The following is a 26970-nucleotide window of genomic DNA, read 5'->3' as shown; positions in this document are numbered from 1 at the left end:
GCTCCGTTGCGCTTCGCGGATGGGCCGGACCGAACCCGGACCGCCGCCCAGCAGCAGCCGGGCAGCGTGGGGCCTCCCGCCCGCGCACCCGAAGGACACCATGACCCTCGCCGCTCCGTCCCCCGCGTCGACCGACGCCGCCGCTGCCGCTCCGTCCTCCGCTGCGGCTCCTGATGCGGCTTCCGCTGCGGACGCCGCGATCGTCGTCACCGACCCCGTCTCCGGTTCGGTCGCCAGCACCACCCGGCGGTCGACCCCGGACGAGGTCCGCGACGCCGTCGCCCGCGCCCGTGCCGCTGCGCCCGGCTGGGCCCGGACCGCGCCGGCCGAGCGGGGCGCCGCACTCCACCGTGCGGCCGCGGTCCTCCGCGAGCACGCACAGGAGCTCGCCGACCTGAACACCCGGGAGACCGGCAAGGTCCCCGGCGACGCGCTCGGCGGGGTCGAGGCGGGCATCGGCACGCTCGTGCAGTACGCCGAGCTCGGACCCGTCCACCGCGGTGAGGCCCTCCGCGGGCAGTTCGGTGCCGCCGACTGGTCGGTGCCGCACCCCCGGGGCGTCGTCCTCGCGCTGACGCCCTGGAACGACCCGGTCGCCGTGGCGTGCGGGATCCTCGGCGCCGCGGTCGTCACCGGCAACACCGTCGTGCACAAGGGCAGCGAGCGGTGCCCGGCGACCATCACGCGGCTCAACGAGCTCCTGGCGGAGGCGCTGCCGGACGGCGTGCTCGTCGGGGTCGACGGCGACGCGGCCACCGGAGAGCTGCTCCTCGAGCAGGACGGCATCGACGTCTACGCGCACGTCGGCTCGACCGCGACCGGGGACCGCCTGACGGCCGCCGCCGCGACGACCCGCGCGCACGTCATCCGCGAGAACGGCGGCAACGACGCCGTGGTGGTCGACGGTGACGTCGACCCGGTCTGGGCGGCCGCGCAGGTCGCCCTCGGCGCCTTCGCCAACACCGGGCAGATCTGCACGAGCGTCGAGCGGGTCTACGTGCACCGTGCCGTCGCCGAGCCGTTCGTCGCCGCGCTCGTCGCCGAGGCCGAGCGCCGTACCGCGGCACCGGCCGCCGAGTTCGGACCACTCGTCGACGACCGGCTGCGCGCCACCGTGCAGGAGCACGTCGACGACGCGGTCGCGCACGGCGCCGTCGTGCGGACCGGCGGGGTCACCCCTGACGGTGCAGGCACGTTCTACCCGGCGACGGTCCTGACCGACTGCACCGACGAGATGCTCGCGATGACCGAGGAGACCTTCGGCCCGATCGCCCCGGTCCGCGTCGTCGAGGACTTCGACGAGGGCCTCCGGCTCGCGGCCGCCGACCGCTACGGACTCGCAGCCACCGTGCTGACCGCGGACACCGGGCACGCCCTGCGCGCCGCGGCGGAGCTGCCGGTCGGGACCGTCAAGGTCAACGCGGTCTTCGGCGGTGCGCCTGGCGGCAGCGCCGAACCGCGCGGCGCGTCCGGTGCCGGGTTCGGGTACGGACCGCACCTGCTCGACGAGATGACGACCACCACGGTGGTGCACCTCGAGCCGGCGCCGGCGCGCGTGACGTGGGCCGACGCGACGGCCGACGCCGAAGCCACCGCCGGCGCGACGGCCGACGCCACCGGCGGCGCGACGGCAGACGCCGGCGCCCACACCGACGGTGGTGCCCGGTGACCGCCGACGTCCGCCTCGTCCGCGACCTCGTCGCCACCGTCGACGACCGCGAACCCCTCGTCGTCGTGATCGGCGACTGCATCCTCGACCGCTGGACCGTCGGCGAGGCCGAACGGGTCTCCCGCGAGGCCCCCGCCCCTGTCGTCCGCGTCACCGGCACCGTCGCGGTGCCCGGCGGCGCCGCGAACACCGCCGTGAACGCCCGCGCCCTCGGCGCCCGCGTCCGCATGGTCGGGCTGGTCGGCGACGACGAGTCCGGTCGGGTCCTGCGTGACCGGCTGACCGCGGCCGGCGTCGACACGACCTTCCTCGTGGAGGTCCCCGGCGGCACCACGACCACGAAGTCGCGCGTCGTCGGCGGCGACCGCGTGGTGGTCCGTGTCGACGAGATCGCCGAGACCCCCGACGCCGCGACCGGGCAGCGTCTCGCCGACGCCGTCCGGCGGGCAGTCCGGTGCGCCGACGCCGCCGTGGTGTGCGACTACGACCTCGGCGTCCGTGCCGAGGACGTCGTCCCCGTGCTCGACGCCGACCGCCCCGCGGCCGTCGTCGTGGACGCACACGACTTCCGCCGCTGGGCCGCCCTGCACCCCGACCTCGTCACGCCGAACGCCGGCGAGACCGCCGCCCTGCTCGGCCACGACCTCGGCACCGGGTCCGCCCGGGTGCAGACCGTCGTCGACGCCCGCGCCGAGGTGCTCGCCCGCTCGGGCGCCCGCGCCGCCGTCGTCACGCTCGACAGGGACGGCACCGTCCTGCTCGAGCCCGGTTCCGACCAGGGCTTCCGGACCCGGGCGACCCCCGCGTCCGAGCAGCAGGCCTCCGGCGCCGGCGACACCTTCTGCGCGGCGGCGACCGTCGCGCTGGCGGTGCGTGCCCCCGCGCGCGACGCCGTCACGGTCGCGCAGGCCGCCGCGGACGTCGTGGTCCGCGAGGCCGGCACGTCGGTCTGCTCCGCCGCCGCGCTGCTCGAGTCGGTGACGGCTCCCGCGGCCACCGTCGTGGACCACGACGACCTCGCGACCGCCGTCGAGGCCGCCCGGGCCGCCGGTCGCCGCGTCGTCTTCACGAACGGTTGCTTCGACGTCGTGCACCGCGGACACACGACGTACCTGCGCCAGGCGCGGGAGCTCGGCGACCTGCTCGTCGTCGCGCTCAACGACGACGACTCCGTCCGTCGGCTGAAGGGCCCGGAGCGGCCGATCAACCCGGCCGAGGACCGCGCCGGCGTGCTCGCGGCGCTGGCGTGCGTCGACCTCGTGACGGTGTTCGCCACGGACACCCCGATCCCGCTCATCGAACGGCTCCGCCCCGAGGTCTACGTCAAGGGCGGCGACTACTCCCCCGAGATGCTCGAGGAGACCGGGGTGGTCCGCGCCTACGGCGGCGAGGTCGTCATGGTGGACTACGTGCCCGAGCACTCCACGACCGCGGTCGTCCGTCGCATCCGCGAGGCAGCGGCGGGGAACGACACCACCCCGACGACCGCAGCGCCCACCGCCCCCGTCGAGCCTGACCCGGCGCCGTGACCGCGGCCCGCTGGTCGGGCGCGTGGGCCCGGCCGTCGCACGACGCCCCGCTCGACGCGGAGGTGGACGTCCTCGTCCCGACGGTCGGACGTCCCGCCGAGCTCGCCACGACCCTCGCCGGGCTCGCCGCCCAGACCGACGTCGCGTTCCGCCTCGTCCTCAGCGACCAGTCCGCGGGCCAGGACGCCGCCACCGCGCCGGCGGTCGCCGCCATGCTGCGCGTCCTGGAGGCTCAGGGCCGCCCCGTCACGCTCCTCGCGCACCCGGAACGGCGCGGCTTGGCAGAGCACCGGCAGCACCTGCTCGACCACGCCACCGCACCCGCGGTGCTGTACCTCGACGACGACGTCTGGCTCGAACCGGGCTCGGTCCGCCGGATGCTCGACGCGCTCCGCTCCCTGGGCTGCGGGTTCGTCGGCAGTGCCGTGCAGGGGCTGTCCTACCTGGACGACCGACGGCCGCACGAGACGGCCGTGTACGAGCCGTGGGACGGCCCCGTCGTCCCCGAGGTCGTCCGTCGCGGCACCCCGGCGTTCGACCGTCTCTCGCTGCACAACGCCGCGAACCCGACGCACGTCGCCGCGGACCTCGACGTGGAGCCCGGCGGCTGGGTGCCCTACCGGGTCGCCTGGGTCGGGGCCTGCGTCCTCTACGACCGCGCGGCGCTCGAGGCCGTCGGCGGGTTCGGCTTCTGGCCCGTGCTGCCCACCGAGCACGCCGGCGAGGACGTCGTCGCCCAGTGGCGGGTCATGGAGCGCTTCGGCGGCGCCGGGATCCTGCCGTCCGGGGCCGTGCACCTCGAGAGCCCGACGACGGTCACGGACCGACGCGTCGACGCTCCCGACGTGCTGTTCCCCGAGCACGCCGACGCCACCCACTGACGCCCGCCCCACCCGGCTGGCCGACCCGAGTCCGACGCGCCGTTCCCGGACGGCGGACCGCACCGACCCGGCGGCGCCGCCACGTGCCTCCAGGCCGGCGTCAGCTGCCGGACTCGACCTGGACCTGCTGACCCGCGTCGGCGAGCCCGAGCTGGACGATCGAGCGCGCACGCTCGACCCACGGGCTGTCGGCGCAGCCGATCCAGACGGCGGTGCGAGGCTCGGCGCCCGCGACGCCCCACTCGGACGCCCACGCGGTGACGGCCTCGGCGAGGAGTTCACCGTGGTCGGCGAACACGAGCGACGGCAGGAGCGACGGGCGCTCGCACCGGACGAGCCAGGTGACGCTCAGCCGGGGCGGTGCCGGCAGGATGCGGACCTGCTCGGCGAAGGCCACCTCGACGACGACCTGGCCGTACGCGGTGTCGGGCAGCGCATCGAGCAGCAGTCGGATCTCGGGCAGGTCGTCAGCGGCACCCGCGAGCAGGACCCGGTCGGCCGGCGCCGCGGCGTCCGCGTCCGCGTCGTCCGCCCGCCCCGTGTGCCCGCTCATGTGCCGAGGGTACGGGCGGACCGCGGCCCTCCGGCGGACGCACGGCGACCTGCCAGCTGGGCCGCAGACCGCGCTGTCACCTGCCGGACACACACCACGCGTCCGGACACGGCATGATCGGTCACGACCACCCTTCGAAGGAGCACCCATGGCGACGTTCACCCGCGGCTTCGGCGGACGCCGGGACGACCGCGACGACCCCCGGATCCCGCCGGGGCAGACCCTCGTGCGGGACTGGCCCGTGCTGTCCGCCGGGGCGACGCCGGACATCGAGCCGGCCGACTGGAGCTTCTCGATCCGGACCGAGACCGGGCTGCACACGTGGACGTGGGACGAGGCGCAGGCGCTCGGCGTCGAGGACGTCACCGTCGACATCCACTGCGTGACGCACTGGACCAAGCTCGACATGCCGTGGCGCGGCGTCCCCCTCGACCGGTTCTTCGCCGACGTCGAGACCTCGCTCGAGTACTGCATGGTGCACAGCTTCGGCGGCTACACGACGAACGTGCCGCTCGACGAACTGCTCGACGGGCAGTCCTGGATCGCGTTCGAGGCGGACGGCGAGCCGCTCGAGCCGGAGCACGGCGGGCCCGCGCGGCTGCTCGTCCCGCACCTGTACTTCTGGAAGAGCGCGAAGTGGGTCCGCGGGATCGTCATGCAGTCCGACGACGAGCCCGGCTTCTGGGAGAACGCCGGCTACAACATGCACGGCGACCCCTGGAAGGAAGAGCGGTACTGGTGAGCGGGTCCGCACCGGTCGATGGCCTGGAGGCACGCCCCACCCCCGCCCCGTCCGCCGCGTCCCGCAGGCGGCCGGCCTGGCACCCGGCGACGGTCGCCGCCGTCGCGCAGGAGACGCCGAACGCGCGCCGCATCGTCCTCGACGTGCCGACCTGGCCCGGCAACGACCCCGGCCAGCACCTCGACCTGCGCCTGACCGCCGAGGACGGCTACCAGGCCTCCCGCTCGTACTCGATCGCCTCCGCCGGCGAGGGCACGCGGGTGGTCCTGGCCGTCGACCGCGTCGAGGGCGGCGAGGTCTCACCGTTCCTCGTCGACGCGATCGAGGTCGGCGACGGGCTCGACGTGCACGGTCCGCTCGGCGGCTGGTTCGTCTGGCGTCCAGGGCGCTCCGACCGGCCCGTCCAACTGATCGCCGGCGGATCGGGGATCGTGCCCCTGCTCCCGATGGTCACCGCGCACGCGGCCGCCGACGACCCGGTGCCCTTCCGGCTCCTCGCCGCGACGCGCACGCCCGAGGACGACTTCTTCGTCGAGGAGCTCGACGCCGCGCTGCGCTCCCCCGCGCCCCTCGAGGTCACGCACGTCTACAGCCGCCGTGCGCCCGAGGGGTCGGGGATGCCGGTCGGCCGCCTGACCCGCGACGGGCTCGAGCGTGCGGTGTTCCCGCCCGAGGTCGGCGCGCTCGTGTACGTGTGCGGGTCGACGCCGTTCGTCGAGCAGGTGCTGCGGTGGCTCGGGGAGCTCGGGCACGACGTGTCCGACGTGCGGGCCGAGCGCTTCGGCGGCGCGGGGTGACCGGGACCCGGATCCGCTGATCCGGACCGGCTGAACGACGAAGGCCCCGATCGACTGACCGGGGCCTTCGTGTCGCGATGCTGACCGTGCTGCTTCGCGTGTTCCGAGCGGATGACGAGATTCGAACTCGCGACCCTCACCTTGGCAAGGTGATGCGCTACCACTGCGCCACATCCGCGTACTCGAACACTCTACCCCGACATCGGCTGGGCACGCGGATCGTGTGCTCCACCGGGCGCGTCGCTTGCTCCGGCACGTCGGACCAATCCGGTACCCGCCGGTCTCCGGATGACTCCTCGGTGCCGAGGACGGCCGTCCTCGGACACCGGGGTCACCCGCCCCGCTGCCCGGTCCATCGCGGTGACCCGAACGCTGCGAGGGACCGGGCGGCCAGGGCGAGGTGTTCCCAGCCCCGGACGGGTTCACTGGGCCCATGAGCTACGTGCACGACAACCCCGGCGGCACCGAGGCCCACGGCGTCGACCTGATCGACGGCGAAGCCCCCGCGATCCGCATCCTCGTGCACGGCGACCTGCCGACGACGATCGAGCACGAGGACCGGGTCTGGCTCGCCACCGGCGACGCGCACGACGACGGCGACCCGTCGGCTCCCCCGATCGCGATCTACCGGCCGGTCTGACCAGGGCCCCGGTGTCCGTCCGCACCGTGCTGGCGATCGGCGACGGACGGTTCAGCGGCGGTCCCAGTGCGTCGACCAGAACGCGTCGAGGCGTTCCTGGTCGGTCCACCACGTGACGTCGACCTCACGGGTCAGCGCGTCGACGAGACCCCCCTCCGTACCGGGCACCCGATCATCGGGCCCCCAGTCCTCCATGACGAAGCGGCCGTCCTCGTCGAACACGGGTCCCGTCCGGTCCCAGACCTCCAGTTCGTAGTAGTCCAGGGCACCGCGCTCGTTCCAGTGCGGGTGCGCGACCACGGTCGCCCCGGCGGCCGGACCGGACCCGATCGTGCCGACGATGCCGTTGCGGCCCCACGCACTGAGCGGCGGCACGCCCGGGTGGACGTCGATCACCTCGTGCGGCGGTGTCCGTGCAGCACGCCTCGGCCAGATCCGCATGGACGCATGTTGCCACAGCACGGCGGCGGTCCGGCGCGATCGCCGGTCAGGCGGCTGGACGCCCGGTCGGGTGGAACAGCTGCGACAGCGGGCGGCTGGACGTCCAGTCCGGGTCGTCCTCGTCCGCAGACGGGATGAGGTCACCGGACTCGACGAGGTCGGACACCTGCTCGAGGTACGACGCCAGGGTCGGCGCGAGCACGTGGTGCCCCTCGTCGTCCGACCCGAAGGTGATGACCTGTCCGACGGTGCCGGCTGGGCCGGGATCGAGGTCCACGCCGATGTGGCTGCCGCTGCCGTCGTGGGTGAGCGGGATCCACCCGCGGACGGAGTACTTCGCCTGCACGAACCCGTCGGGGTCCGAGGACGCGAACTCGTCCATGTCCTCCCGGGACTCGAACCCCGCCCAGTTGTCCCAGTTCAGGAGCAGGTCCTGTACCGGCAGCAGCGGCGCCCCGGCGAACAGGCCGGCGGCGAAGCGCGGATCCGCTGCCGTGTACTGGTGTTGTCCGTCGTGCAGCAGGTACAGCGCGCGGACGTCCGCCGGCAGTTCCCTGCCGAGGTGCGTCCCCGCGTGCGTGAGTGCGGCTTCGGTCGCCGGCGGGTGCAGCATCGTGTCGCCAGGGATGCGGGCGACGAGCCGGGCGAGCGCTGCTCGGAGCCGGTCGGTCGCGTCGTCGGCTGGTGCAGGGTCGTGGTTCCCCCGCCGGAAGAGTCGGCCCAGGTCCATCGATCCACCGCACCGGTGGTCGCCAACTGACCACCCGGCTACGTCGCAGGACACAGTTCGTCCTGTGGGCTGATGTGTCGGCGTGCGGTCCTCGGCACAGTGGGGTGGTGAGGGGAATCCGGTGGGTCGCGGCTGCAGTCGTGGGGGCTGCGGCCGCGACCGCGCTCACCGGCTGCGGTGCCGGTTCGTGGTGCTCACCGCTCGAGCCGGGTCCGTCGGTCACCGCGGAGTACGCGCCGACGGTGAAGCGTCTCGAAGCGTTGCCGGGGGTGGTGGTGGTCACCGCGCGGTACTGGCAGCCGGACGACTCGCACTGCGTGTCCCGGGAGTACCTCGAGACGGCCGCGTGGTCGGCGGACTTCACCGTTCGTGTCCGTGCCGGGTTCACGCTCGAGCAGGTCCGCTCGGTGCGGGCGGCGCTCGGACCATCGACGGCGACCGTCAGGGCGCCCGCCGGGCACGACCTCGCCGCGTGGGAGCTCGACCTGGCGAACCCGTCCGGTGCGACACCAGCGCCGTCCGCGGCGCCGCTGACGGTGGACGAACGGGGCTTCCGGTTGGTGACCGCGGCGGCCGCGCTCCCGGACGTGACGGTCGCCCAGCAGGGGGCTTCCACGACCGTCCGCGTGCGGACTCCGTCGTCCCTTCCCGCAGCAGCGGCCTGGCTGCGCGCGCACCTGGACGGCGACGACCCGTCGTCGGTGTACGTCGGGACAGCGAAGACGTGGACGACGTACGTATCCGTCACCGGCTCGTCACCGGTGTCGGAGACGACCGTCGAGACGGCGGCTCGAGTCGCCGCAGCGGATCCGGATGTCCGGAGGTTCTCCGTGTCCGGGTCCCTGGTGACTGCGGTCGTCCCGACGGAGCGTCAGGCGAAGGCGGTCGTCGCCGCGTTCGAGGCGACACCGGTCGACGCGGACGGACAGCGGGTGTCCGTGTGGTGGCCGGACGGGAACGGGACCGAGGTTTCCGGGACGGTCGGCTCCGCTGCCGCTCGACGCGTCGGCTGACGGACGAGCACGAACGACGTCCGCGCGGAGGACGTCACGGCACGGCAGACTCGGCGCATGGCAGTCGAGCGTGGTGGGCGGACCTGGATCATCACCGGCATGCCCGGGGCGGGCAAGTCGACCGTCAGTGCGCGCCTCGCCGCTGCGCTGCCACGCGCGGCCCGTGTCGCCGCGGACGACGTCAGCCGGATGGTCAGGTCCGGCGCGGTGTGGCCGCTGGGACACCCCGCGGACGAGGCCGCACGGCAGATGGCGTTGTGCCACCGGAACATCGGCGCGCTGACCACGAACTTCGTGACCGCAGGCTTCGACACGGTCGTCGACTGCGTCCTCCCCGATGCGCACCACCTCGACCACCTCCTCGGCGTGCTGCCGCGGGCCCCGACCTCCCTCGTGGTCCTGGCACCCGGCGGAGCGACCTGCAGAGCCCGGAACGCCGCGCGGCCATCGGCGGACCGTTTCGAGTTCGACGGGCACGAGGCGCTCGACCGCTCGATGCGGGACGGGTTCCGGGACCAGGGTTGGTGGATCGACACGGCGTCGCAGTCCGTGGACGAGACCGTTCGACTCGTGGTCGAACACGCGGTCGTGGGAGACCGCGGGCGCATCGCGGTGCACGCCCGTTGACGGCACGCAGATCGGTGCAGCCCTCCGCCGTTCAGGGGATCCACCGGTTGCGCTGCAGGAAACGCGAAAACCCCCGCCGAAGCGGGGGTTTCCATGTGGTGGGCGATACTGGGATCGAACCAGTGACCTCTTTCGTGTCAGGGAAATGTGCCGTCGAACGGCCTGCCCGTCGTGGCTGGCATCTGGCCCGAGATCCGCGCCGGTGCGGGCTTCCGAATGGAACCGACATCAACGGAGATGAACGGCGATGCGTACAGATTCGTGCCAAGAAACGTGCCACGAACTGGCGACGAGACGATGTCGTGCGGCATCACACCGGTGAGCGGCGACGGCCCGCTCGGACGTCCTGCCAGAAGTCGAGAGCCTGCTCTGACGTCCAGTAGTCGTCGAGCAGGGGAACGTCGCAGGGCATCATCCACCCGAGGACAGAGGCAGCTTGCCACGGCGAGAGGATCTCGGCCTGGCGCACGACGGCGGTCCAGGTCGGAGAGAGCGTCAGTCGGAGGACATCCCGAGGCTCGTCGCGCAGTGCGATGCGCTCGTACAACGACACGTCCTTGGTGTCGTCCCGGAGTTCCACGATGACGCCGTACCCGGCACCGAGGGAGAGCACCTGCGCTCGCCCGCGTACCGCGGCGTCTTCGGCATCGGTGTCGCGGCACTCGATGACGAGCAGTTCCCCGCCCGGACCGAGCGCGTGCGCACGGAGCGCCTCGCGCAGGAGGGACCACGGCAACTCGCGCCATTCAGTGCCCGACGCGCCGTCCAGCGTGACGAGAACACCGCCCCAGTGCTCGATCGTCCTTTCGGGGTGTACCTCGGTCAACGTGGCTTCTCCGTTCCGGATCCCCGTCCATGACGGATGTCGTCCTCGGGGCACCTATGCGCGGACCAGGGCAACCCTCGTCGATTCACCACAACTCGATGACGCCTGCGTCAGCGAGCAGCCGCAAGCACGCATCGGGCGCTCCGCACACCCGCTCAGTGAGACCGCTCGGGAGCGGTCGCTCGCCGAGCTGCGTTCCCGTCAGGTACAGCGGCGGGACTCCGAGCCACCGCAACGGAAGCGGCCCGTCGAAGTGGGTGTCCTTCGGTGCTGCGTAGAGCCGGTGCTGCGAAGCGGACATCCTGTGGGCAGCGACGCACCACCGGACCTGTTCGTAGTGCGCTCGCTCCGCGGCCTGAGCGGCCTCGGCAGTCCGGGAGGCGAAGTCTGCCCGAGTGGTCGCGCCCGGGAACATCCACTGCAATGCGGTCGTCGCATCGTCCACGACCGCGCAGTCTCTGCCGCAGCTGATGATCATCGTGGTCACCGGGACTCCAACCGCGGTCGTGAGGTCCATGGGTTCGGTTTCCAGCTCGGCTCCCGGGCAGCGCGAGAGTCCTGAGGTGAACCGAGAGAAGTGGGTCGTGCTGGCCATGCTCAACACGATGCGGCGAAACCCGAGTTGATCCAGCCCCTGGCTTGCGAAGATCACGGCTGACGCTCAACGGGTTGAGCGGTCTGGCAAGTCAGCCAGTTCCGCAGCCTGCTGCGGAAGTAGGGCCTTCTTTCTTCTTCTTAACTTCTTGAACACAGATATAGATCTGAAGAAGAAGAGGGATACATCTCCCCTCCCACCTCCCCCATACATATAGATCCCTATCCATAGCTCTTACCCTCCGGCCGGAAGGGACGAGACTAGTGCCCTGGAACCCCGCCGATCGGCATGCCCCTGCGGTTAGCTCCGACTTCCGGACGTGAAGTCGGCGGGGAAGCCGGCCCCGCTGACCGACTGACGACGACCGGCACCCACAGCTCGTCCTGGTTTCGCCGCATACACGTGGATGAGGTCGTCAACAGGTCGGCCCTTAGCACCAGGAGCCCCAGATGACCACCAGCACGAAGAACGTCCCGGTGACCGAGACCATGACCCTCCGCGAGCTCGCCGGCGCCGTCGGTGTCGCGATGGGGAGCGCCTACGCCTGGTCCTCGAAGGGCAAACTGCCCGCCGGCACCTACCGGGACGAAACCGGGAAACTGCGCATCCCCCTCACCAGCGCCGAGCCGTTCATCGAGGAACGCCGATCCGACAAGCGCCGGTTCTACGGGTACGGCATCGAACCCTTCCCGGACGACGTCGAGACCGTGGACCTCGCGTGGATCGCCGCGCAGCTGAACGTGACCCAGCGACGCGTGTGGGTGCTCAGCTCCGAGGGTGCCCTCCCCGACTCTGCCCGCCGCATCGGCAACTCGATCCAGATCCCCATCGACGATGCCCGCCAGTTCGTGGAAGAGCGTCGCACCACCCGCCGCCGACCGTTCCCCTGCCACCGCCACCCCGACCGTTCCTCCGTCGGCCTGGGCTGGATCGCGGATGAGATCGGTGTGCCGCGCCGGTCGCTGTACTACATCATCAACGTCGTGCCGCTGCCGGACTCCGCCTACTACGTGGGCAACGAGTTCCGAGTGCCTCGGCAGGACGCCTTGAGCTGGGTCCGCGCGTTCTGCGACGGACTGGGCGAGGACACCCCGACCGCGCGCCGTACCCGCCGCGTGTGGGAGCGGGCGCTCGGGACCCGCGCATCCTCAGCGCAGTGACGACGCCGCGCTGCCTGTCAGGCGATCTCGTCGACGTAGGCAGGCTGACTGTAGGACCGCCCTTGCCACCGCACCTGCACCGGCCACCACCCGCCCTGCGTGACCACGCCCTGCTCGCCGCTACGGACGAACGACCGGCTCACACCGCCGTGATCCTGAAGAGCTACCACGAGCGTACCTGCCTGCAACATGTCGTCTCCATCCTTGAACCGTTGATCGGTACAGGGGAGGTATGCGCGGAGACTGGCCGTTCGTGGGCGGTGTCGCCGGTGTCACAGGTCCGCGGAGGGCCTATCGAGCTGCTGGGGCACCACGCACACGGGGACGCGGCCGTCGTGCACGAGGTGTTCTCCTACGGACCCGAAGAGACTGCCGGCGACGGCCGACCGGTGGCGTCGTCCGATGACGATGAGTGCCGCGGCTTCTCCGCTGCGCTGCAGGACTGCTGCCGGGCGCCCCTGACGGAGCTCCGCGCGCACGCGCAGGTCAGGGAGTTCTCGGCTCACCCTGCGGATGGCAGCGTCCAGTTCGAGTTGTCCCTCGTGCTCCCAGCGTGGCGCGTCCCGCGCGAGGTACACCCGACCGATCGGCGACACGCTCGTCGGTGGTTCCCAGGCTCGGACGAGGACGAGGTCGCCGCCGCGTTGCCCAACTCTCTCCGAGGCGAACTCGAGTGCGCTCGTGGCCGTCTGGGCTTCGACACCGACCACGACGGAAGGAGCGGGAGTGGGCTGCCACCGTTCGGGTACGACCACCACCGGGCCTTTCACCCCGGCCATGACTCGTTCCGCGACACGACCGGTGACGGACGCCCAGACCCGGTCGCTGCGGCGTCCGCCGATCACCAGGATGTCCGATTCGCCGGTCTCCCCAACGAGTCGACCCAGTGTCGGGCCGTTCATGACTTCCTGCTCGATCCTGAGATCGGGATGCCGCTCGGTGAGCAGATGCCGTGCGATCGTCAGCCGACCCGTTGAACGCTCCGCTGCCTCACCGAACCGCTCGTGGATGGTCACCAGCCGTACTACGTCACCATCCGCGACGTTGTGCGCGATCCACTGGAGCGTGTTCCAGCCCGCCGCGGTCTCGTCGATCGCGACGCTCCAACGCACCTGCTTCAGCATCGTCGGTTCCTTTCTCGTTCCTCGGTCGTCCGCTTCCTTGCGCTCGGCGTGCTCGTCAATGGTCTGACCCCGTGTCCCTGAACCGCATAGCGAGCGCCGAGATCCCGACGACGACGAGCGCGCCGGCCGTGATCGCGACGGCAGCGGCCACGCTCGGCCCCGTGTGAAAGGGATCCACGACGTGCTCGAACGGGCTCAGTCGGCGCAGCGACTCCGGCAAGCCGGCGATGCTGCCGTACTCGCCGACGAAGGCCGCGGCAGCGTAGAGCGACCAGGCGAGCGCCACGCTCGTGCGCGGCACGATCGCGAGGACGAACGCGGACACGGCGAGCATGACGAGCACCGCCGGCAGTTGGCCGAGCGGCGCTGTCGCCCAAGGCGCCGACGTGCCGCCGACCTCCCCCGCGGCGACGGCCGCGACCAGTCCGGACAGCAAAAGCACCACAGCAGCGACCGCGCCGGGGAGTGCAGCGAACGCGAAGAACCACGCCGTGCGGCTGGCACCGCTGACGATCAGGAGATCTGCTCGCGCGCTGGCCTCCTCCCGCCGCAGTCGGAGCGCTCCCTGCACGCACATGGCCGAGACCAGGACTCCGATGGTCTCTGCACCCAGTCGGACGAACGACTCCGACACGTCCTGCGCTCCGCCGCCCATGGCCGTGATCGTCCTCGTGACCGCCGGAGATACGGAAGTGAGCTGGTCGGTGACCACACCCGACAGTGAACCGACGAGCGCACTGAAGGCGAGGATCGCGATCGTCCACGTGACCAGGACCGCCCGGTCGAGGCGGACAGCCAGGCCGAACGCTCCCCGCAGCCACAGGCGGGCATCCGCTCGTCCCGGTCGGTGGCCGATGGTCGCCGACCCGACATCTCGACGGCCCGCCGTGACGACGGCACCCACGCCGGCCGCGACGAAGAGCGTGGGTCCGAGGACGAGGGGCCAGAGCGACTGCTCGCCGAACGGCCGGGTCGCCTGCGCCCAACCGATCGGACTCGCCCAGCTGACCCACGACGGTCGCAGGACCAGCGTGCGCATGTCTGCGGTGCCGGTTGCATCCCCGATGCCCCGGATGAAGTACCACGCCACCAAGACGATGGCTCCCGTGGCGTTGGTGGCGCGTCCAGACGGGAAGAACTGTGCGAGGAGCAGGACGACTCCGGCCGTACCCACCCCGGTGCCCGCGCACGCTGCACCGAACAGCATCGATCCGCCCGGAGGCTCCGCTGTGAGGGCGGTGCCCGATGCAACCGCGACACCGGCGATGGCGTTCCAGGCCACCACGAACAACAGCACACTCACGACTGGTCCGGTCCGGGCCGTCGCGGTGGAGCTCAGAGTGTCCCCGAGACCACTCTCCTCGGCCGCGCGACTGTGCCGGGTGACGAGGAAGACGTTCATCATCCCGACCAGGAAAGCGACGAACGACAGGCTGAGGGCGGTCAAGAACGCCCCAGCAGAGGCGCCGTCAGGTGTCCCTCTGAACACCAGGACGACGGGCGTGGCGAGGAGTACGCGGAGCGTGGCCGCACGAGCGGCTCCGGTGGGGAACGTCGCGGCGACCTGGACGGTGACCAGCGACGTCGTGACCGCGAGCCCCAGGACCCAGCCGACGAGCTGCCACAGGTCTGCCCGGAGGCGTGACCGGACCAGCAGCAGGATCATGACGTGCTCCATGCGGTTGCCGCCGAGACCGACTCGGTCTCGTACTGGTGCAGGAACAACTCCTCCAGGGACGGCGGAGCGATGACGAGACCGGTGATGTCGAGTGCCGCGAGCCGGGGGAGAGCGGCCACGACGTCCGACTCCGCGACGCTGCAGGAGAACCGGGCGCCCGTCACGGAGAGATCGCGCGCTTCGGGCAGGGCGGCGCGCACCTCGCGGATCGATCCTGCGGCGTCGAAGGAGACAGTGGTCCGCGTGCGCCGTCGCAGCTCCGCCATCGAGCCCGTCTCGACCACCCGACCGGCGCGGACGATCGAAACGGTCGTGCAGAGCGCCTGTGCTTCGCTCAGGACGTGGGACGACAGGAGCACGGTCGCTCCAACGTCGTGCGACGCTCGGACGTGTCGCGCGAACACCTCCTGCATCAGGGGGTCGAGTCCCGTCGTCGGCTCGTCGAACAGGTAGAGCTCCGCCGGGAGGAGCAGTGCGGCGACGAGGAGAACCTTCTGGCGGTTGCCTCGCGAGTACGCACGGACGCGTTTCGTGGGGTCGAGTGCGAAATCCTCGAGCAGCGCGGCCCGCTTCGCTCGGACGGGACGGGATCGCACCGCGCCGCCGCGCAACGAAGTCAGGAGGTCGATCGTTTCGCCCCCGGTCAGCCCGGGCCACAGAGCCGCGTCCCCGGAAACGGCCGCCATCCGGCGGTGGAGCGACACCGCGTCGCTCCACGGATCGCCACCGAGCACTCGGACGTCCCCGCGCGTCGCCTTACTGAGACCGAGGAGGATCCGCATGGTGCTGGTCTTGCCCGCGCCGTTCGGCCCGAGGAACCCGTGCACCTCCCCCGCGGCGACGTCCAGGTCGAGGCCATCGACTGCTCGGACACGCCCGTAGCGTTTCTCGAGCCCGCGGATCCGGACGGCGGCAGAGCCCGTCAGCCCGGTCGACGACCGATTCACCGGACGACCGCGACAGGCGTGCGGGACGCGCGGACGACCTGCTCGGTCACTGTTCCGGCCCTCGCGCGCCGGTGTCCCGCTCCGATGACGAGCAATGACGCGGCCTCGGCGGATTCCACGATGCGCCGCGCCGGCGGACCCGCAACGAGTCGCCGGACGACGTCCACGTCCGGCGCCTCGGCGAGAGCGTCCTCCACCTGTTCCTCCAGCATGCGCAACCGACGGGTCCGCTCGACGCCGCCCGGGTCCTCGGCACCATTGCCGTGTCGGGGTGACCATGCGCTGACGGCCACGATCGACTGTCTCGTGCGCCGCGCCTCCTGAACCGCGAAGCGCAGCGAAGGACGCGACGAAGCGCCCGGATCCACCGCGACGACGATCCCGTCCCGACGTGCCCCGGGCGCGAGCGGAACGACCACGACCGTGCAGGGGGCTGCGCCTACGAGGCGGTCCGCGAGCGAGGGCCGCGAGCCACGCGCTGCCGGCACCCCGTCCCGGCCCACGACGAGGACGGAGTCTGCGTCCACCGAAGCGAGCAGCACCGCGGTCGGGTGCCCACGGTGCACCTCGACGTCCACCCGAACGGCGTGGTCGGTGTCGATGACGGCGTTGACGGCCGCCCGCACGGAGAAGTCGGCGGTCGACAGGGACGGCGCGGCAGAGTCCGCTGGGACAGCGTGGACGACGATGAGGCGGTTCGGCCCGCCTTCAACGCGATCCAGTGCCCACGCGAGTGCGCCGCGAGCCGCGGACGACCCATCCCACCCGACGACGAATCGTCTGGTCATCGCTGACCCCTTCCTGGAGGCGGTCGGTACCCCCTCCGCTACGAGGCTGCGGGTCCATCCGCCGCGGGAACAGTGTCGAAGGTCCCGGTGCGCCCGGACCGACCCGGCAACCGTCTCGGAATGGAGAAGCCTGCCAACACCGGTAGGACGTTCGACCCTCCACGGCTCGCTGTGGTCGACCTACCGTCGTGGCAGGCGACCACCGCGGTCGCCAGCCGGGCACAGACCGGAAGAACCTGCCGAGGAGCAACCATGACCAGCTACACCGTCGCGGTCGACGACACCGACGCCGGCTCGCGGACCATCGAATGGATCGACGAGAACCTCCGCCCAGGAGACCGCGTTCGGCTCCTCACGGTCAGCGAGCTCTACTCCGAGACGGTGCTGCGGACCGAGCAGCGGCTCGAACAGGCAGAGACGCGGTTGCGTCGGCGTCACCCTGGGCTGATGGTCGAGCAGTCCGTGCCGGAGGGGCCGACGGTGGAGCGACTGCTGCTGGACTCCGAGGACAGCGACGTCCTCGTGCTCGGTGCCCGTCAGGCGCACGTCGTGCTCGCGACGCTCGGCGGCCGGATCGCTGAACGCGTCGTGGCACGTACCACCGTGCCCGTCATCGCCGTCCCCGAGCACTGGCACCACGGTGCGGGCCCGGTCGTGGTCGGCGTCGACGGTCGGACCGCCTCGGCCGCGCTCGCGTTCGCCGCGGACCAGGCTGCTGTCCGTGGCAGCGAACTCGTCCTCGTCCGGGCCTGGGACATCCCGCTGACGATCTCCCCGTACGCGAACATCTACCTCGCGGACGACCGGGAGCTGTGGGAGCACGAGAGCACGCTCGAGCTCCAGGCCGCGAGCCGTGCCGTGGCGGACCGCCACCCAGACCTCGTCGTCCGCGCGGCTCGTCGACACGGCCAGACCGCGGCCGCACTCCTGGAGGAAGCCGGGGCCGATGCCTCGCTCATCGTCACCGGGCGACGACACCGGACCGCCATCGGGGCGTTCCTCGGAGGTTCGGTCGGTGAAGCGCTGATGCACCGCGCCCACTCGCCGGTCTGCATCGTCCCCCAGCCGGCCGCCGCAGTGCCGGCGACGGCCTCAGCCGTACCCTCGCCGGCGGAGGTGCATTGACATGCGAGACGCTGCGGCTCCCGTTCCGCAACACGTCGTGGTCGGCATCGACGAGCACGAGGCGAGTCTGCGCACGATCGACTGGGTGATCGAACGGGATCTTCCGTCCGGCAGCCGTGTCGACGTCGTCACCGTCACGAACGGATGGTCAACGGATCCCCGCGCCGATCGAGCGCTGGTGGAAGCAGCAGCGGCGCGGCTCCCTGACAGGAGTCACGTGGGCGTCGAGACCCTGGTGCGGTTCGGGGCACCCGACCGCACGTTGCTCGAAGTCGCCGCCGACGCGGACCTCCTCGTGATCGGTAACCGCCGCCAACACCGACTGCGGACGGCGCTCGACGGTTGGATGCCGGAACGCATCCCGACGGTCGCCGACCTCCCGGTCGTTGTCGTTCCCGAGGACTGGGTCCCGGTCGACGGTGACGTCCTCCTCGGAGTCGACACGTCGACGGGGGACGCAGCTCTGCGGTTCGCCGCCGAAGAGGCGCTGCGGAGCCGCCACCGCCTCGGCGCGCTCCGGGCGTGGAAGCTCCCGGTGGCCACAGCGACGGGCGCGTTGAGCGTGCTCGAGGACCCGCAGCTGTACGAGGAGCACAACCGTGCCGTCCTCGCCGACAGCGAGCGACTCCTGCACATGCGGTACCCCGGGTTGCGCCACCACCCCTTACTCGAGGAAGGGGACCCCGTCGAGCGACTCCTGGCGCACGCGCCGTTCGCCTCGCTGGTGGTCCTCGGACGCCGGCACCGCACCACCATCGGCGGCCTGTTCACCGGTTCCACCGCGCACGGCCTCATCACGCAGGGACGCGCGCCCGTGGCGGTGGTGCCGCAGCGGCGACGTGAACTCCTGGAGCGATGACTGTACCGGGCGTCCCGGGGGCGACGAGGTCGTGGGACCTTGGTCCTACCGCTGACTCCAGCGCTCCTCTACATTGCTCACCGCGGGGCGCCTGATCCGGACCCGAAGCGGATCGAGCGCCCCGGTCCGGTCGAGCGCCCGCACCGCGGTCAGGGACCGCGGACTCCGTTCGATCAGCCGTCCTAGGATCGGAACTTCCACACCCGAAGGGACCTCATGGTCGAACCGCTCGCATTCCCGGATGCTCCGCGTTCCGCACTCGAGCGCACCATCGATGAACTGGTCGACCGTGCGCAGGCGGTGCTCCGCACGCAGGGCAGATTGCGGAACCTCCTCGCCGCGAACCGGCGGATCGTCGAGCACCTGGCCCTCGAGGACACGTTGCACGCGGTCGTGGCCGCGGCCCTGGAACTCGTCGACGCGGAGTACGGCGCGCTCGGCGTGATCGCACCGGACGGCGAGGAACTCGAACGGTTAATCCACGTCGGGATGGACGAGGAGCACGTCCGGCGCATCGGACACCTCCCCCGAGGCAAGGGTGTGCTCGGGGCCGTCATGCAGGACGCGCGCCCCGTCCGGTTGGAGCACCTCGGTGAGGACCCGCGCTCCGCTGGGTTCCCGGCGGGTCACCCGCCGATGGAGGGGTTCCTCGGGGTGCCGCTGCGGGTGCGCGACAAGGTCTACGGCAACCTCTACCTGACGAACCCGCGTCGCGGGCACTTCACGCAGGAGGATCAGGAGCTCGTCGAGGCGCTCGGCGCGACCGCAGGCGTGGCTATCGACAACGCGCGTCTGTTCGAAGAGAGCCAGCTGCGCGAACGGTGGGCGACCGCGACGGCCGACGTCAGTTCGGCGCTCGTCGCGGACGAGTCCATCGAGGACGTCCTCACGATCATCGCCGACCGGGTCCTCGCGTTCGTCGACGCGCACCTGGTCACCATCGTCCTGCCCGACGCCGACGCCGAGTACCTGCAGGTGGCGATCGCGGTCGGTCCTGTCGCGGACCCGGTCCGCGACCGCCGGTACCCCGCCGCCGGATCGCTCGCCGGGCGTGCCATCGACACGGGTGCCGTCGTCGCGGACACGACCGGAACCGCGGTCGCCGGGGTCGAGTGGACGCCCCCGCTCGGGCCGACGATCGCGATCCCGCTCCGGGTGGCCGGCGACGCACTCGGCGCGCTCGTCGTCGCCCGCGGGCCGGGCGGCCCGGTGTTCGCCGACGCCGAACTGGGCATGGCGGGCGAGTTCGGCCGGCAGACCAGCGTCGCACTCGCAGTGGCGCGGGGCCGTCGAGACCGACGGCGCCTGGAACTCGCCGAGGACCGCAGCAGGATCGCCAGGGACCTGCACGACCACGTCATCCAACGGCTGTTCGGATCCGGACTGGCACTGCAGGCGACCGCCCTGCGCGTCCCGGAGGACCTCCGCGACCACCTCGAGGAGCAGGTCAGCGCCATCGACGCGGCGATCGCTGAGGTCCGCACAGCGGTCTTCACGCTCGGCAGCTCCGACCGCCCAGCCGCACGGAGCACCCGGGAACGGCTGCTGGACGTCGTCACAGAGCTCCGCCCAGCACTCTCCCGCCCGCCTCGCATCACCTTCAGCGGTCCGGTCGACATCGACGTTACGGGGGCGCTCGCCCACGACGTCGTCGCCGCGGTTCGGGAGTCCGTCGCCAACGTCGCGCGACACGCCCCGGGCGCGGAATGCCGGGTCGAGGTCGCCGTCTCCGACGACGCCGTGCAGGTGGTCGTCGAGGACGACGGCCCTGGTCCCGGGTCGAGCGAGCGTCGGAGCGGTACCGCCAACCTGGCCGCCCGCGCGACGATGCGCGGCGGACGCTACGAGCTCGGCCCCGGGGCCGACGGCGGCACCACCGTCGTCTGGGCCGCACCCCTCGGACGAACCGAACGGAAGGAACCACGATGATCAAGGTGTTCCTCGTCGACGACCACGAGATCGTGCGACGCGGCGTCGCGGACCTCATCGACGCCCAACCCGACCTCCAGGTCGTGGGAGAAGCCGGCACCGTACGCGACACATCTGGCCGAGTGGCGGCGACCCGGCCGGACGTCGTCGTGCTCGACGTCCGCCTCCCGGACGGCAGCGGCGTCGACGCGTGCCGCTCGGTGCGGTCCGCGCACCCGGAGATCGCGTGCCTGATGCTGACCGCGTACGACGACGAGTCGGCGATGCAAGCAGCGCTGCTCGCCGGCGCGTCCGGGTACGTCGTGAAGGACATCCGCGGACAGACCCTGGTCGAGGACATCCGGCAGGTCGCGGCAGGTCGCAGTCTCCTCCCGGCCGTCCCGGTGGCGCAGGCGGTCGAACGCATCACCAGGCGGCCGGAGGACGACCTGCCGGACCTCACGCTCCGGGAACGGCAGGTGCTCGAACTCATCGCCGTCGGGTTGACGAACCGCCAGATCGGCGAACAGCTCGATCTCGCTGAGAAGACCGTGAAGAACTACGTGTCCGGGCTGCTCGCCAAACTGGGACTCGAGCGCCGGACACAGGCCGCGCTGTACGGCGCCGACCACGGGATACGCAAACCCGACGCACGGTGACACGACAGAGCCCGAGGACGGGATCTCTCGTCCTCGGGCTCTGTCCCTGCGTCCGTTCGGCTCAGATGAGCCACGGCGCCTTGCGAACAGCGGGGAGTCGCTTCCATCAGACACCGAGCCCCCACGTGTCCCCGGCCGAGAGCACGGCGACCACGATCAGCGCGAGCGCGTAGACGATGTGGTAGTCCACGAGCGCGTTCGTCGTTGGTCCCGGCTGGCTGCTTCGCGGGAGGGCGGACGAGGAGGGGCCCGCCGGTCATCGACCGGCGGGCCCCTCCTCTGGTCCTTGGTGGGAGTCAGGGGCGCACGAGGATCTTGACGTGGTCCTCGTTGTGGTGGATCAGCTGGTCGAAGCCCTGCTCGATGAGGTCGTCAAGCGCGATCCGACCGGTTATGAACGGTGCGAGGTCGAGTTTGCCGGACCGTACGAGTTCGATCGTCGCAGCGTGGTCGTTCGCGTACGCGATGGTGCCGCGGAGGTCGATCTCCTTGACGACGAGCTTCTCGAGGTCGACGACGGGCCGGTGGCCCCAGATCGAGACGTTCACGATCGCTGCGCCTGGACGCACTGCGTCGAGGAGGGTGTCGAGCACGACGTCGACCCCGGCGCACTCGAATCCGACGTCGGCCCCGCGACCGCCAGTCAGGGCACGGACTTCAGACGGTACGTCGACCTGGGTCGGGTCGAGCACGTGGTCGGCGACGCCGGTCCGGAGCGCCATGGCCTTGCGAGCGGAGCTGACCTCGCTGAGCACGACCGTCAGGCCCGCCGCCTTGCAGATGGCTGCGGTGAGCAGACCGATCGGGCCGCCACCGCCGACGAGCGCGACGTCCCCGGCCCCGGCCCCGCTGCGCACGAAGGCGTGATGTCCGACGGACAGCGGTTCGATGAGGGCCGCTTCGTCGAGCGGAAGGTCTCCCACCGGGTGCACCCATCGGCGCTCGACCGCGATGCGCTCTGACAGGCCTCCACCGCGGCCGGCGAGCCCGATGAAGTTCATGTCCGGCGAGAGCTGGTACTCGGTGCCCGGGTCGGACGGGACGTCATCGCGGATGATGTACGGCTCGACCACCACGTGGTCCCCGACGGCGAGGTCGGTGACGCCCTCGCCGAGGGCCGCGACCGTGCCGGACATCTCGTGGCCGAGCGTGACGGGAGCGGCCTCCCCCGAGATCGGGTGCGGATGTCCGGCCGGCGGGACGAAGATCGGTCCGTCGAGGTACTCGTGCAGGTCGGTACCGCAGATGCCGCACCAGGCGACATCGATGAGCACGGTGCCCGGGGTGGCTTCCGGTGCCGGGACGTCCTCGATGCGGATGTCACCGCGGTCGTGGTATCGGGCTGCCTTCATGGTCGTTGTCTCCTCGTTGTGCTGGTGGATGGTCATTCGTTGTCCCCACCCGTAGCGGCGGACGCGGCGGCGGCCGCGCCGACGCCGACGTTGGCGGAGCGCACCGACGTGGCGTCGTGCGTCGCGGTGTCACCGTCGGTCCACGTCCAGTCGGCGACGTCCGGCGCGTCTTCGCCGTGGGCCCGCGTGTAGGCCCTCGCAGCGACCCGGGCGTCCTGCATCCGTTGGCGGAGTCCGGCGTAGCGGGACCCGAGACCGGGGACGCGATCGAGCACGTCGATCACGAGGTGGAACCGGTCCATGTCGTTGAGCATCACCATGTCGAACGGCGTCGTGGTCGTGCCCTCCTCCTTGTAGCCGCGCACGTGCAGGTTCGCGTGGCCGTGACGGCGGTAGGTCAACCGGTGGATGAGCCAGGGGTACCCGTGGTAAGCGAAGACGACGGGCTTGTCGGTGGTGAAGACCGCGTCGTACTCCGCATCGGACAGCCCGTGCGGGTGCTCCCCCTCGGACACCAGGCGCATCAGGTCGACGACGTTCACGACGCGGACGCGCAGGTCCGGTACCTCGTCCTGCAGGATCGACACGGCCGCCAAGGTCTCGAGCGTCGGCACGTCCCCGGCGCAGGCGAGCACCACGTCGGGTTCCTCGCCGGGAAGCTCGTTGCCCGCCCACTCGAAGATCCCGAGCCCGCGGGTCATGTGGGCGATGGCTTCGTCCATCGACAACCAGTTGAACGTGGGCTGTTTTCCGGCGACGACGACGTTGACGTAGTCGACGGAGCGCAGGCAGTGGTCGTAGGTCGAGAGCAGCGTGTTCGCGTCGAAGGGCAGGTAGACGCGGACCACGTCGGGCTTCTTGTTGACGACGTGGTCGATGAACCCGGGGTCCTGGTGCGAGAGCCCGTTGTGGTCCTGCCGCCAGACGTGCGACGAGAGCAGGTAGTTGAGGGAGGCGATCGGGCGACGCCACGGGATCGTCTTGCTGACCTTCAGCCACTTGGCGTGTTGGTTGAGCATCGAGTCGACGATGTGGATGAACGCTTCGTAGCTGGTGAAGAGGCCGTGCCGCCCCGTCAGCAGGTACCCCTCGAGCCAGCCCTGGCACTGGTGCTCGCTGAGCATCTCCATGACGCGCCCGGCTCGGGCGAGGTGCTCGTCCGACGGGAGGTACTCGGCGTCCCACTGCTTGTCGGTGACCTCGAGCACGGCACTCAGGCGGTTCGACGCTGTCTCGTCCGGGCCGAAGATCCGGAAGCTGTCCGGGTTCAGGCGCACGACCTCGGCCAGCCACTCGCCGAGCACCCGCGTGGACTCGTTGACCGAGCCGCCGTGCGTGGGCACCTCGACCGCGTGGTCGCGGAAGTCGGGGAGCACGAGGTCCCGCTTGAGCAGGCCGCCGTTCGCGACCGGGTTCGCGCTCATCCTGCGGTCCCCCTCGGGTGCGAGTGCGGTCGCGAGCGCCACGGGCGCGCCCGCATCATCGAACAGCTCCTCGGGACGGTAGGAACGGAGCCAGCCCTCGAGCACGTGGAGGTGCTCCTCGGTGTCGCGGGCGTTCGCGAGCGGCACCTGGTGGGCGCGCCAGTTGCCCTCGGCTGGCTTGCCGTCGATCTCCGGCGGGCACGTCCAGCCCTTCGGCGTCCGGAGGATGATCATCGGCCAGGCCGGTCGACCGTCGAGCGTGCCCGCGCCGGCCTGTTCCTTGATGTCGGCGATGTGGTCGAGGACCCGGTCGAGCGTCGCGGCCATGCGGGCGTGCACGGCGCGGGGGTCCTCGCCGTCGAAGCCGCCGGAGACGACGTACGGCGTGTGGCCGTAGCCGCGCATCAGGGCGAGGAGCTCGTCCTCCGGGATGCGGGCGAGGACCGTGGGGTTGGCGATCTTGTACCCGTTGAGGTGCAGGATCGGCAGGACGACCCCGTCGTGCAGGGGGTCCATGAACTTGTTGGAGTGCCAGCTCGTGGCGAGCGGCCCGGTCTCGGCCTCGCCGTCGCCGACGACCGCGGCGACGAGCAGCCCGGGATTGTCGAAGGCGGCGCCGTACGCGTGGGACAGTGCGTAGCCGAGTTCTCCGCCCTCGTGGATCGAGCCCGGGGTCTCCGGTGCTGCGTGGGAGGGGATGCCGCCGGGGAAGGAGAACTGCCGGAAGAGCTTCCGGACGCCGTCCTCGGTCTGCGAGATCCCCGGGTAGACCTCGCTGTAGGTTCCGTCCAGGTACGCGTTGGCGACCATGCCGGGGCCGCCGTGTCCCGGACCCGTGACGTACAGCGTGTCGAGGTCACGCTCCTGGATGACCCGGTTGAGGTGGGCGTACACGAAGTTGAGACCTGGAGTGGTGCCCCAGTGTCCGAGGAGGCGCGGCTTGACGTCGTCACGAGTGAGCGGGCGGCGGAGCAGCGGGTTGTCGAGCAGGTAGATCTGGCCCACGGACAGGTAGTTCGCCGTCCGCCACCACGTGTGCAGCTGATCGAGCACCCGGTCGTCCACCGATCTGCCGGAACCGCGCCGGAATGCTGCTGCCTCCGATCCGGTGGGCGTTCTGGTGATCGTCGTGGTCATGTCGCTCATGCGTCTACCTCGCTCCCCGTCCGTGGCCGAACGGTCGCGGACCACTCGATCCTCGGCGCCGCTGGGTGCCGCGCGCAGGGTCGAAGGTCCCGCGTGCACGACGGGACCTTGGACTCTGCGGTCTTCGGCGATCGTGAGCGAGGTTGGAGCACATGCACGCAGACGACCATCATCACCGCGTTCCCGAGGCCGAGTGGGAGCGCCTCAAGCGGGAAGCGCGCGACCGCGCCCAGCGACAGACCGAATCGGAGTCGCCGCGCTGCGCTGACGGTGAGCCGAGTGAGTGATGTGCGCGGGACGAAGGTCCCTGGCGCCCAAGCGTTGAGGGCAGCAGGGTCGACCGCATGAACGACTTGCTCAGCACCCTGGTGCTGTCCCGGTGGCAGTTCGGCCTCACGACGATCTACCACTTCCTCTTCGTCCCCATCACCATCGGCATGGTGTTCGTGGTCGCGGTGTTCCAGACCGCCTGGGTCCGCACCGGCCGCGCGCACTACCTGCAGCTGACCCGGTTCTTCGGACGCATCTTCCTGATCAACTTCGCGATGGGTGTCGTGACGGGCATCGTGCAGGAGTTCCAGTTCGGCATGAACTGGTCGACGTACTCTCGGTTCGTCGGTGACGTCTTCGGGGCGCCGCTCGCGCTCGAGGGCATCCTCGCCTTCTTCCTCGAGGCAGCGTTCATCGGCATCTGGATCTTCGGCTGGGACCGCCTGCCCAAGGGCGTGCACCTCGCCAGCATCTGGCTCACCGCACTCGGGACGCTCTTGTCGGCCTACTTCATCATCGCCGCGAACGCCTTCATGCAGCACCCGGTCGGCTTCCGGCTCGACGCGTCCCGCGGTCGAGCAGAGTTGACCGACATCTGGGCGGTCGTCACCAACAAGGTCGCACTCGCAGCGTTCCCGCACACGATCGCAGCATCGTTCATGGTCGCCGCGGCCGTCGTCATCGCGGTCGCCGGCTGGCACCTCGCCCGGAACCAGCACCTCGAGACGATGCTCCCGGCGATCAAGTTCGGCCTCTGGACGATGGTCACCGCCGGGGCCGTGACGCTGCTCACCGGCGACCAGCTCGGCCTAGTCATGGTGGACACGCAGCCGATGAAGATGGCTGCAGCCGAGGCGCTCTACAACACGGCCACCGGCCAGGACGCGTCGTTCTCGATCTTCACGCTCGGCACCCCGGACGGAGTCCACGAGCTGTTCTCGATCCGCATCCCGTACCTGCTGTCCTTCCTGTCGACTCACACCACGCACGGCACCGTCGAGGGCATCCGCGAGCTCCAGGCGCAGTACACGCAGGTGTACGGAAGCGGCGACTACTCCCCCACCATCTGGGTCACCTACTGGGCCTTCCGCTGGATGATCGGCTTCGGAGCCGTCTCCGTCCTGCTCGCGATCGCTGGTCTGGTGCTGCTCCGCCGCGGACGGGTGCCGCAGCGCCGGTGGGTGTGGCGGATTGCGGTCTGGTCGGCGCCGCTCCCGATGGCCGCCATGACCGTCGGCTGGATCTTCACGGAGATGGGCCGCCAGCCGTGGCTCGTGTTCGGGCTGCTGAAGACGAGCGCTGGTGTGTCCCCGAACGTGACGGGGGTCGAGGTCCTCATCTCCCTCGTCGTCTTCACCCTGTTGTACGGCGCGCTGGCGGTCGTCGAGTTCCGCCTGCTCCGCCGCGCCGCCCAACGCGCCGACGAGCTCACCCCGCCCGAGGACCCAGCGCAGGACGCTCCTGAGACGATCGCGACGGTGTACTGA

26 protein-coding genes and 1 tRNA gene are annotated in these 26970 nt (G+C 71.2%); 14 read left to right on the top strand and 13 right to left on the bottom strand.

All coding sequences use genetic code 11. The features are described 5' to 3' along the window. Nucleotides 1-100: 100 nt before the first annotated feature. Genes FB462_RS09295 through FB462_RS09285 form a run of 3 tightly spaced genes read left to right on the top strand, consistent with a single transcriptional unit; the run spans nt 101 to nt 4079 of the window. Entirely contained in the window at nt 101-1669 is a 1569-nt protein-coding gene (locus FB462_RS09295) for an aldehyde dehydrogenase family protein (RefSeq protein ID WP_141861513.1), read from the top strand. Continuing rightward, the gene (rfaE2, locus tag FB462_RS09290) at nt 1666-3198 is read left to right on the top strand and encodes a D-glycero-beta-D-manno-heptose 1-phosphate adenylyltransferase (protein ID WP_229666696.1); all 1533 of its coding nucleotides are present in this window, start codon (nt 1666-1668) and stop codon (nt 3196-3198) included. Before FB462_RS09295 ends, rfaE2 begins: the two co-directional genes overlap by 4 nt. Further along, nucleotides 3195-4079, top strand: coding sequence for a glycosyltransferase (locus tag FB462_RS09285; RefSeq protein ID WP_141861511.1), 885 nt, complete (start codon nt 3195-3197; stop codon nt 4077-4079). Before rfaE2 ends, FB462_RS09285 begins: the two co-directional genes overlap by 4 nt. Before the next feature lie 100 nt (nt 4080-4179). Here the strand turns inward: FB462_RS09285 and FB462_RS09280 are convergent, their stop codons facing one another. After that, nucleotides 4180-4632, bottom strand: coding sequence for an SIP domain-containing protein (locus tag FB462_RS09280; protein ID WP_167510072.1), 453 nt, complete (start codon nt 4630-4632; stop codon nt 4180-4182). Between the two features lie 148 nt (nt 4633-4780). Between FB462_RS09280 and FB462_RS09275 the strand changes: the two genes are divergently transcribed. Then, nucleotides 4781-5374, top strand: coding sequence for a molybdopterin-dependent oxidoreductase (locus tag FB462_RS09275; RefSeq protein ID WP_114851152.1), 594 nt, complete (start codon nt 4781-4783; stop codon nt 5372-5374). Then, nucleotides 5371-6171: an FAD-binding oxidoreductase gene (locus FB462_RS09270; RefSeq protein ID WP_114851151.1), complete on the top strand. Its 801-nt coding sequence runs from the start codon at nt 5371-5373 to the stop codon at nt 6169-6171. The genes FB462_RS09275 and FB462_RS09270 overlap by 4 nt, the downstream gene beginning before the upstream one ends. Nucleotides 6172-6277: 106 nt before the next feature. Here the strand turns inward: FB462_RS09270 and FB462_RS09265 are convergent. After that, nucleotides 6278-6349, bottom strand: a tRNA-Gly gene (locus FB462_RS09265). A gap of 255 nt (nt 6350-6604) precedes the next feature. On the opposite strand from FB462_RS09265, the gene FB462_RS09260 reads away from it, so the two are divergent. Continuing rightward, nucleotides 6605-6811 (top strand): hypothetical protein, encoded by a 207-nt coding sequence (locus FB462_RS09260; protein WP_114851150.1) that lies wholly within the window; start codon nt 6605-6607, stop codon nt 6809-6811. A gap of 51 nt (nt 6812-6862) precedes the next feature. On the opposite strand, the gene FB462_RS09255 is transcribed toward FB462_RS09260, so the two are convergent. Together FB462_RS09255 and FB462_RS09250 are read right to left on the bottom strand one after the other, a co-directional pair. Further along, nucleotides 6863-7252 carry a hypothetical protein gene (locus FB462_RS09255; RefSeq protein ID WP_141861507.1) on the bottom strand — a complete coding sequence of 130 codons (390 nt, stop codon included), beginning with the start codon at nt 7250-7252 and terminating at the stop codon, nt 6863-6865. A gap of 46 nt (nt 7253-7298) precedes the next feature. Then, nucleotides 7299-7982 (bottom strand): SMI1/KNR4 family protein, encoded by a 684-nt coding sequence (locus FB462_RS09250; protein ID WP_141861505.1) that lies wholly within the window; start codon nt 7980-7982, stop codon nt 7299-7301. Between the two features lie 107 nt (nt 7983-8089). Between FB462_RS09250 and FB462_RS09245 the strand changes: the two genes are divergently transcribed. Together FB462_RS09245 and FB462_RS09240 are read left to right on the top strand one after the other, a co-directional pair. Further along, the gene (locus FB462_RS09245) at nt 8090-8995 is read left to right on the top strand and encodes a hypothetical protein (protein ID WP_141861503.1); all 906 of its coding nucleotides are present in this window, start codon (nt 8090-8092) and stop codon (nt 8993-8995) included. Nucleotides 8996-9052: 57 nt separating this feature from the next. Further along, nucleotides 9053-9622, top strand: coding sequence for an AAA family ATPase (locus FB462_RS09240; RefSeq protein ID WP_141861501.1), 570 nt, complete (start codon nt 9053-9055; stop codon nt 9620-9622). Between the two features lie 310 nt (nt 9623-9932). On the opposite strand, the gene FB462_RS09230 is transcribed toward FB462_RS09240, so the two are convergent. Both FB462_RS09230 and FB462_RS09225 read right to left on the bottom strand, forming a co-directional pair. Next, the gene (locus FB462_RS09230) at nt 9933-10358 is read right to left on the bottom strand and encodes a hypothetical protein (RefSeq protein ID WP_141861499.1); all 426 of its coding nucleotides are present in this window, start codon (nt 10356-10358) and stop codon (nt 9933-9935) included. Between the two features lie 175 nt (nt 10359-10533). Next, a complete protein-coding gene (locus FB462_RS09225) occupies nt 10534-11043 on the bottom strand; it encodes a hypothetical protein (RefSeq protein ID WP_167510071.1) in 510 nt (169 codons plus the stop codon). Nucleotides 11044-11492: 449 nt separating this feature from the next. Here FB462_RS09225 and FB462_RS09220 point away from each other — a divergent pair, with 449 nt between their 5' ends. After that, nucleotides 11493-12203 (top strand): hypothetical protein, encoded by a 711-nt coding sequence (locus tag FB462_RS09220; protein ID WP_114851143.1) that lies wholly within the window; start codon nt 11493-11495, stop codon nt 12201-12203. A gap of 17 nt (nt 12204-12220) precedes the next feature. Here FB462_RS09220 and FB462_RS17355 read toward each other — a convergent pair whose 3' ends face one another. The 5 genes from FB462_RS17355 to FB462_RS09200 form a co-directional block, all read right to left on the bottom strand. Next, nucleotides 12221-12394: a hypothetical protein gene (locus FB462_RS17355; RefSeq protein WP_167510070.1), complete on the bottom strand. Its 174-nt coding sequence runs from the start codon at nt 12392-12394 to the stop codon at nt 12221-12223. A gap of 81 nt (nt 12395-12475) precedes the next feature. Beyond that, nucleotides 12476-13327 (bottom strand): universal stress protein, encoded by an 852-nt coding sequence (locus FB462_RS09215; RefSeq protein WP_114851142.1) that lies wholly within the window; start codon nt 13325-13327, stop codon nt 12476-12478. A gap of 55 nt (nt 13328-13382) precedes the next feature. After that, the gene (locus FB462_RS09210) at nt 13383-14993 is read right to left on the bottom strand and encodes an ABC transporter permease (RefSeq protein ID WP_141861497.1); all 1611 of its coding nucleotides are present in this window, start codon (nt 14991-14993) and stop codon (nt 13383-13385) included. Further along, on the bottom strand, nt 14990-15952 hold the full coding sequence (locus tag FB462_RS09205) for an ABC transporter ATP-binding protein (RefSeq protein ID WP_229666698.1): 963 nt from the start codon (nt 15950-15952) through the stop codon (nt 14990-14992). The genes FB462_RS09210 and FB462_RS09205 overlap by 4 nt, the downstream gene beginning before the upstream one ends. After that, complete coding sequence (locus FB462_RS09200) at nt 15949-16740, bottom strand: universal stress protein (protein WP_114851140.1); 792 nt, start codon at nt 16738-16740, stop codon at nt 15949-15951. The genes FB462_RS09205 and FB462_RS09200 overlap by 4 nt, the downstream gene beginning before the upstream one ends. A 252-nt stretch (nt 16741-16992) precedes the next feature. Between FB462_RS09200 and FB462_RS09195 the strand changes: the two genes are divergently transcribed. From FB462_RS09195 to FB462_RS09180, 4 genes are all read left to right on the top strand, one after another. Continuing rightward, nucleotides 16993-17865: a universal stress protein gene (locus FB462_RS09195; RefSeq protein WP_167510069.1), complete on the top strand. Its 873-nt coding sequence runs from the start codon at nt 16993-16995 to the stop codon at nt 17863-17865. Between the two features lies 1 nt (nt 17866). Beyond that, the gene (locus FB462_RS09190; RefSeq protein ID WP_141861495.1) at nt 17867-18724 is read left to right on the top strand and encodes a universal stress protein; all 858 of its coding nucleotides are present in this window, start codon (nt 17867-17869) and stop codon (nt 18722-18724) included. 216 nt (nt 18725-18940) lie between these two features. Next, entirely contained in the window at nt 18941-20653 is a 1713-nt protein-coding gene (locus FB462_RS09185; protein ID WP_114851137.1) for a sensor histidine kinase, read from the top strand. Further along, a complete protein-coding gene (locus FB462_RS09180) occupies nt 20650-21291 on the top strand; it encodes a response regulator (protein ID WP_141861493.1) in 642 nt (213 codons plus the stop codon). Before FB462_RS09185 ends, FB462_RS09180 begins: the two co-directional genes overlap by 4 nt. A 296-nt stretch (nt 21292-21587) precedes the next feature. On the opposite strand, the gene FB462_RS09170 is transcribed toward FB462_RS09180, so the two are convergent. Next, on the bottom strand, nt 21588-22643 hold the full coding sequence (locus tag FB462_RS09170) for a 2,3-butanediol dehydrogenase (RefSeq protein WP_114851213.1): 1056 nt from the start codon (nt 22641-22643) through the stop codon (nt 21588-21590). Between the two features lie 32 nt (nt 22644-22675). Then, nucleotides 22676-25204, bottom strand: a complete 2529-nt coding sequence (locus FB462_RS09165) for a phosphoketolase family protein (protein ID WP_114851212.1) — start codon at nt 25202-25204, stop codon at nt 22676-22678. A 353-nt stretch (nt 25205-25557) separates the two neighbouring features. Here FB462_RS09165 and FB462_RS09160 point away from each other — a divergent pair, with 353 nt between their 5' ends. Beyond that, nucleotides 25558-26970 carry a cytochrome ubiquinol oxidase subunit I gene (locus tag FB462_RS09160; protein WP_141861491.1) on the top strand — a complete coding sequence of 471 codons (1413 nt, stop codon included), beginning with the start codon at nt 25558-25560 and terminating at the stop codon, nt 26968-26970.

Origin of the sequence: Curtobacterium citreum (genome assembly GCF_006715175.1) — a bacterium.
GTDB classification, from domain to species: Bacteria; Actinomycetota; Actinomycetes; order Actinomycetales; family Microbacteriaceae; genus Curtobacterium; species Curtobacterium citreum.
This window is presented reverse-complemented; position numbering and strand designations above follow the sequence as displayed.

What these genes read in the sequence shown, in the direction of transcription:
- FB462_RS09295 (WP_141861513.1), top strand. Translation starts at nt 101, where the DNA reads ATGACCCTCGCCGCTCCGTCCCCCGCGTCGACCGACGCCGCCGCTGCC.
- FB462_RS09280 (WP_167510072.1), bottom strand. Translation starts at nt 4,632, where the DNA reads ATGAGCGGGCACACGGGGCGGGCGGACGACGCGGACGCGGACGCCGCG.
- FB462_RS09275 (WP_114851152.1), top strand. Translation starts at nt 4,781, where the DNA reads ATGGCGACGTTCACCCGCGGCTTCGGCGGACGCCGGGACGACCGCGAC.
- FB462_RS09260 (WP_114851150.1), top strand. Translation starts at nt 6,605, where the DNA reads ATGAGCTACGTGCACGACAACCCCGGCGGCACCGAGGCCCACGGCGTC.
- FB462_RS09255 (WP_141861507.1), bottom strand. Translation starts at nt 7,252, where the DNA reads ATGCGGATCTGGCCGAGGCGTGCTGCACGGACACCGCCGCACGAGGTG.
- FB462_RS09250 (WP_141861505.1), bottom strand. Translation starts at nt 7,982, where the DNA reads ATGGACCTGGGCCGACTCTTCCGGCGGGGGAACCACGACCCTGCACCA.
- FB462_RS09240 (WP_141861501.1), top strand. Translation starts at nt 9,053, where the DNA reads ATGGCAGTCGAGCGTGGTGGGCGGACCTGGATCATCACCGGCATGCCC.
- FB462_RS09225 (WP_167510071.1), bottom strand. Translation starts at nt 11,043, where the DNA reads ATGGCCAGCACGACCCACTTCTCTCGGTTCACCTCAGGACTCTCGCGC.
- FB462_RS09220 (WP_114851143.1), top strand. Translation starts at nt 11,493, where the DNA reads ATGACCACCAGCACGAAGAACGTCCCGGTGACCGAGACCATGACCCTC.
- FB462_RS17355 (WP_167510070.1), bottom strand. Translation starts at nt 12,394, where the DNA reads ATGTTGCAGGCAGGTACGCTCGTGGTAGCTCTTCAGGATCACGGCGGT.
- FB462_RS09215 (WP_114851142.1), bottom strand. Translation starts at nt 13,327, where the DNA reads ATGCTGAAGCAGGTGCGTTGGAGCGTCGCGATCGACGAGACCGCGGCG.
- FB462_RS09210 (WP_141861497.1), bottom strand. Translation starts at nt 14,993, where the DNA reads ATGATCCTGCTGCTGGTCCGGTCACGCCTCCGGGCAGACCTGTGGCAG.
- FB462_RS09200 (WP_114851140.1), bottom strand. Translation starts at nt 16,740, where the DNA reads ATGACCAGACGATTCGTCGTCGGGTGGGATGGGTCGTCCGCGGCTCGC.
- FB462_RS09195 (WP_167510069.1), top strand. Translation starts at nt 16,993, where the DNA reads ATGACCAGCTACACCGTCGCGGTCGACGACACCGACGCCGGCTCGCGG.
- FB462_RS09190 (WP_141861495.1), top strand. Translation starts at nt 17,867, where the DNA reads ATGCGAGACGCTGCGGCTCCCGTTCCGCAACACGTCGTGGTCGGCATC.
- FB462_RS09185 (WP_114851137.1), top strand. Translation starts at nt 18,941, where the DNA reads ATGGTCGAACCGCTCGCATTCCCGGATGCTCCGCGTTCCGCACTCGAG.
- FB462_RS09180 (WP_141861493.1), top strand. Translation starts at nt 20,650, where the DNA reads ATGATCAAGGTGTTCCTCGTCGACGACCACGAGATCGTGCGACGCGGC.
- FB462_RS09170 (WP_114851213.1), bottom strand. Translation starts at nt 22,643, where the DNA reads ATGAAGGCAGCCCGATACCACGACCGCGGTGACATCCGCATCGAGGAC.
- FB462_RS09165 (WP_114851212.1), bottom strand. Translation starts at nt 25,204, where the DNA reads ATGACCACGACGATCACCAGAACGCCCACCGGATCGGAGGCAGCAGCA.
- FB462_RS09160 (WP_141861491.1), top strand. Translation starts at nt 25,558, where the DNA reads ATGAACGACTTGCTCAGCACCCTGGTGCTGTCCCGGTGGCAGTTCGGC.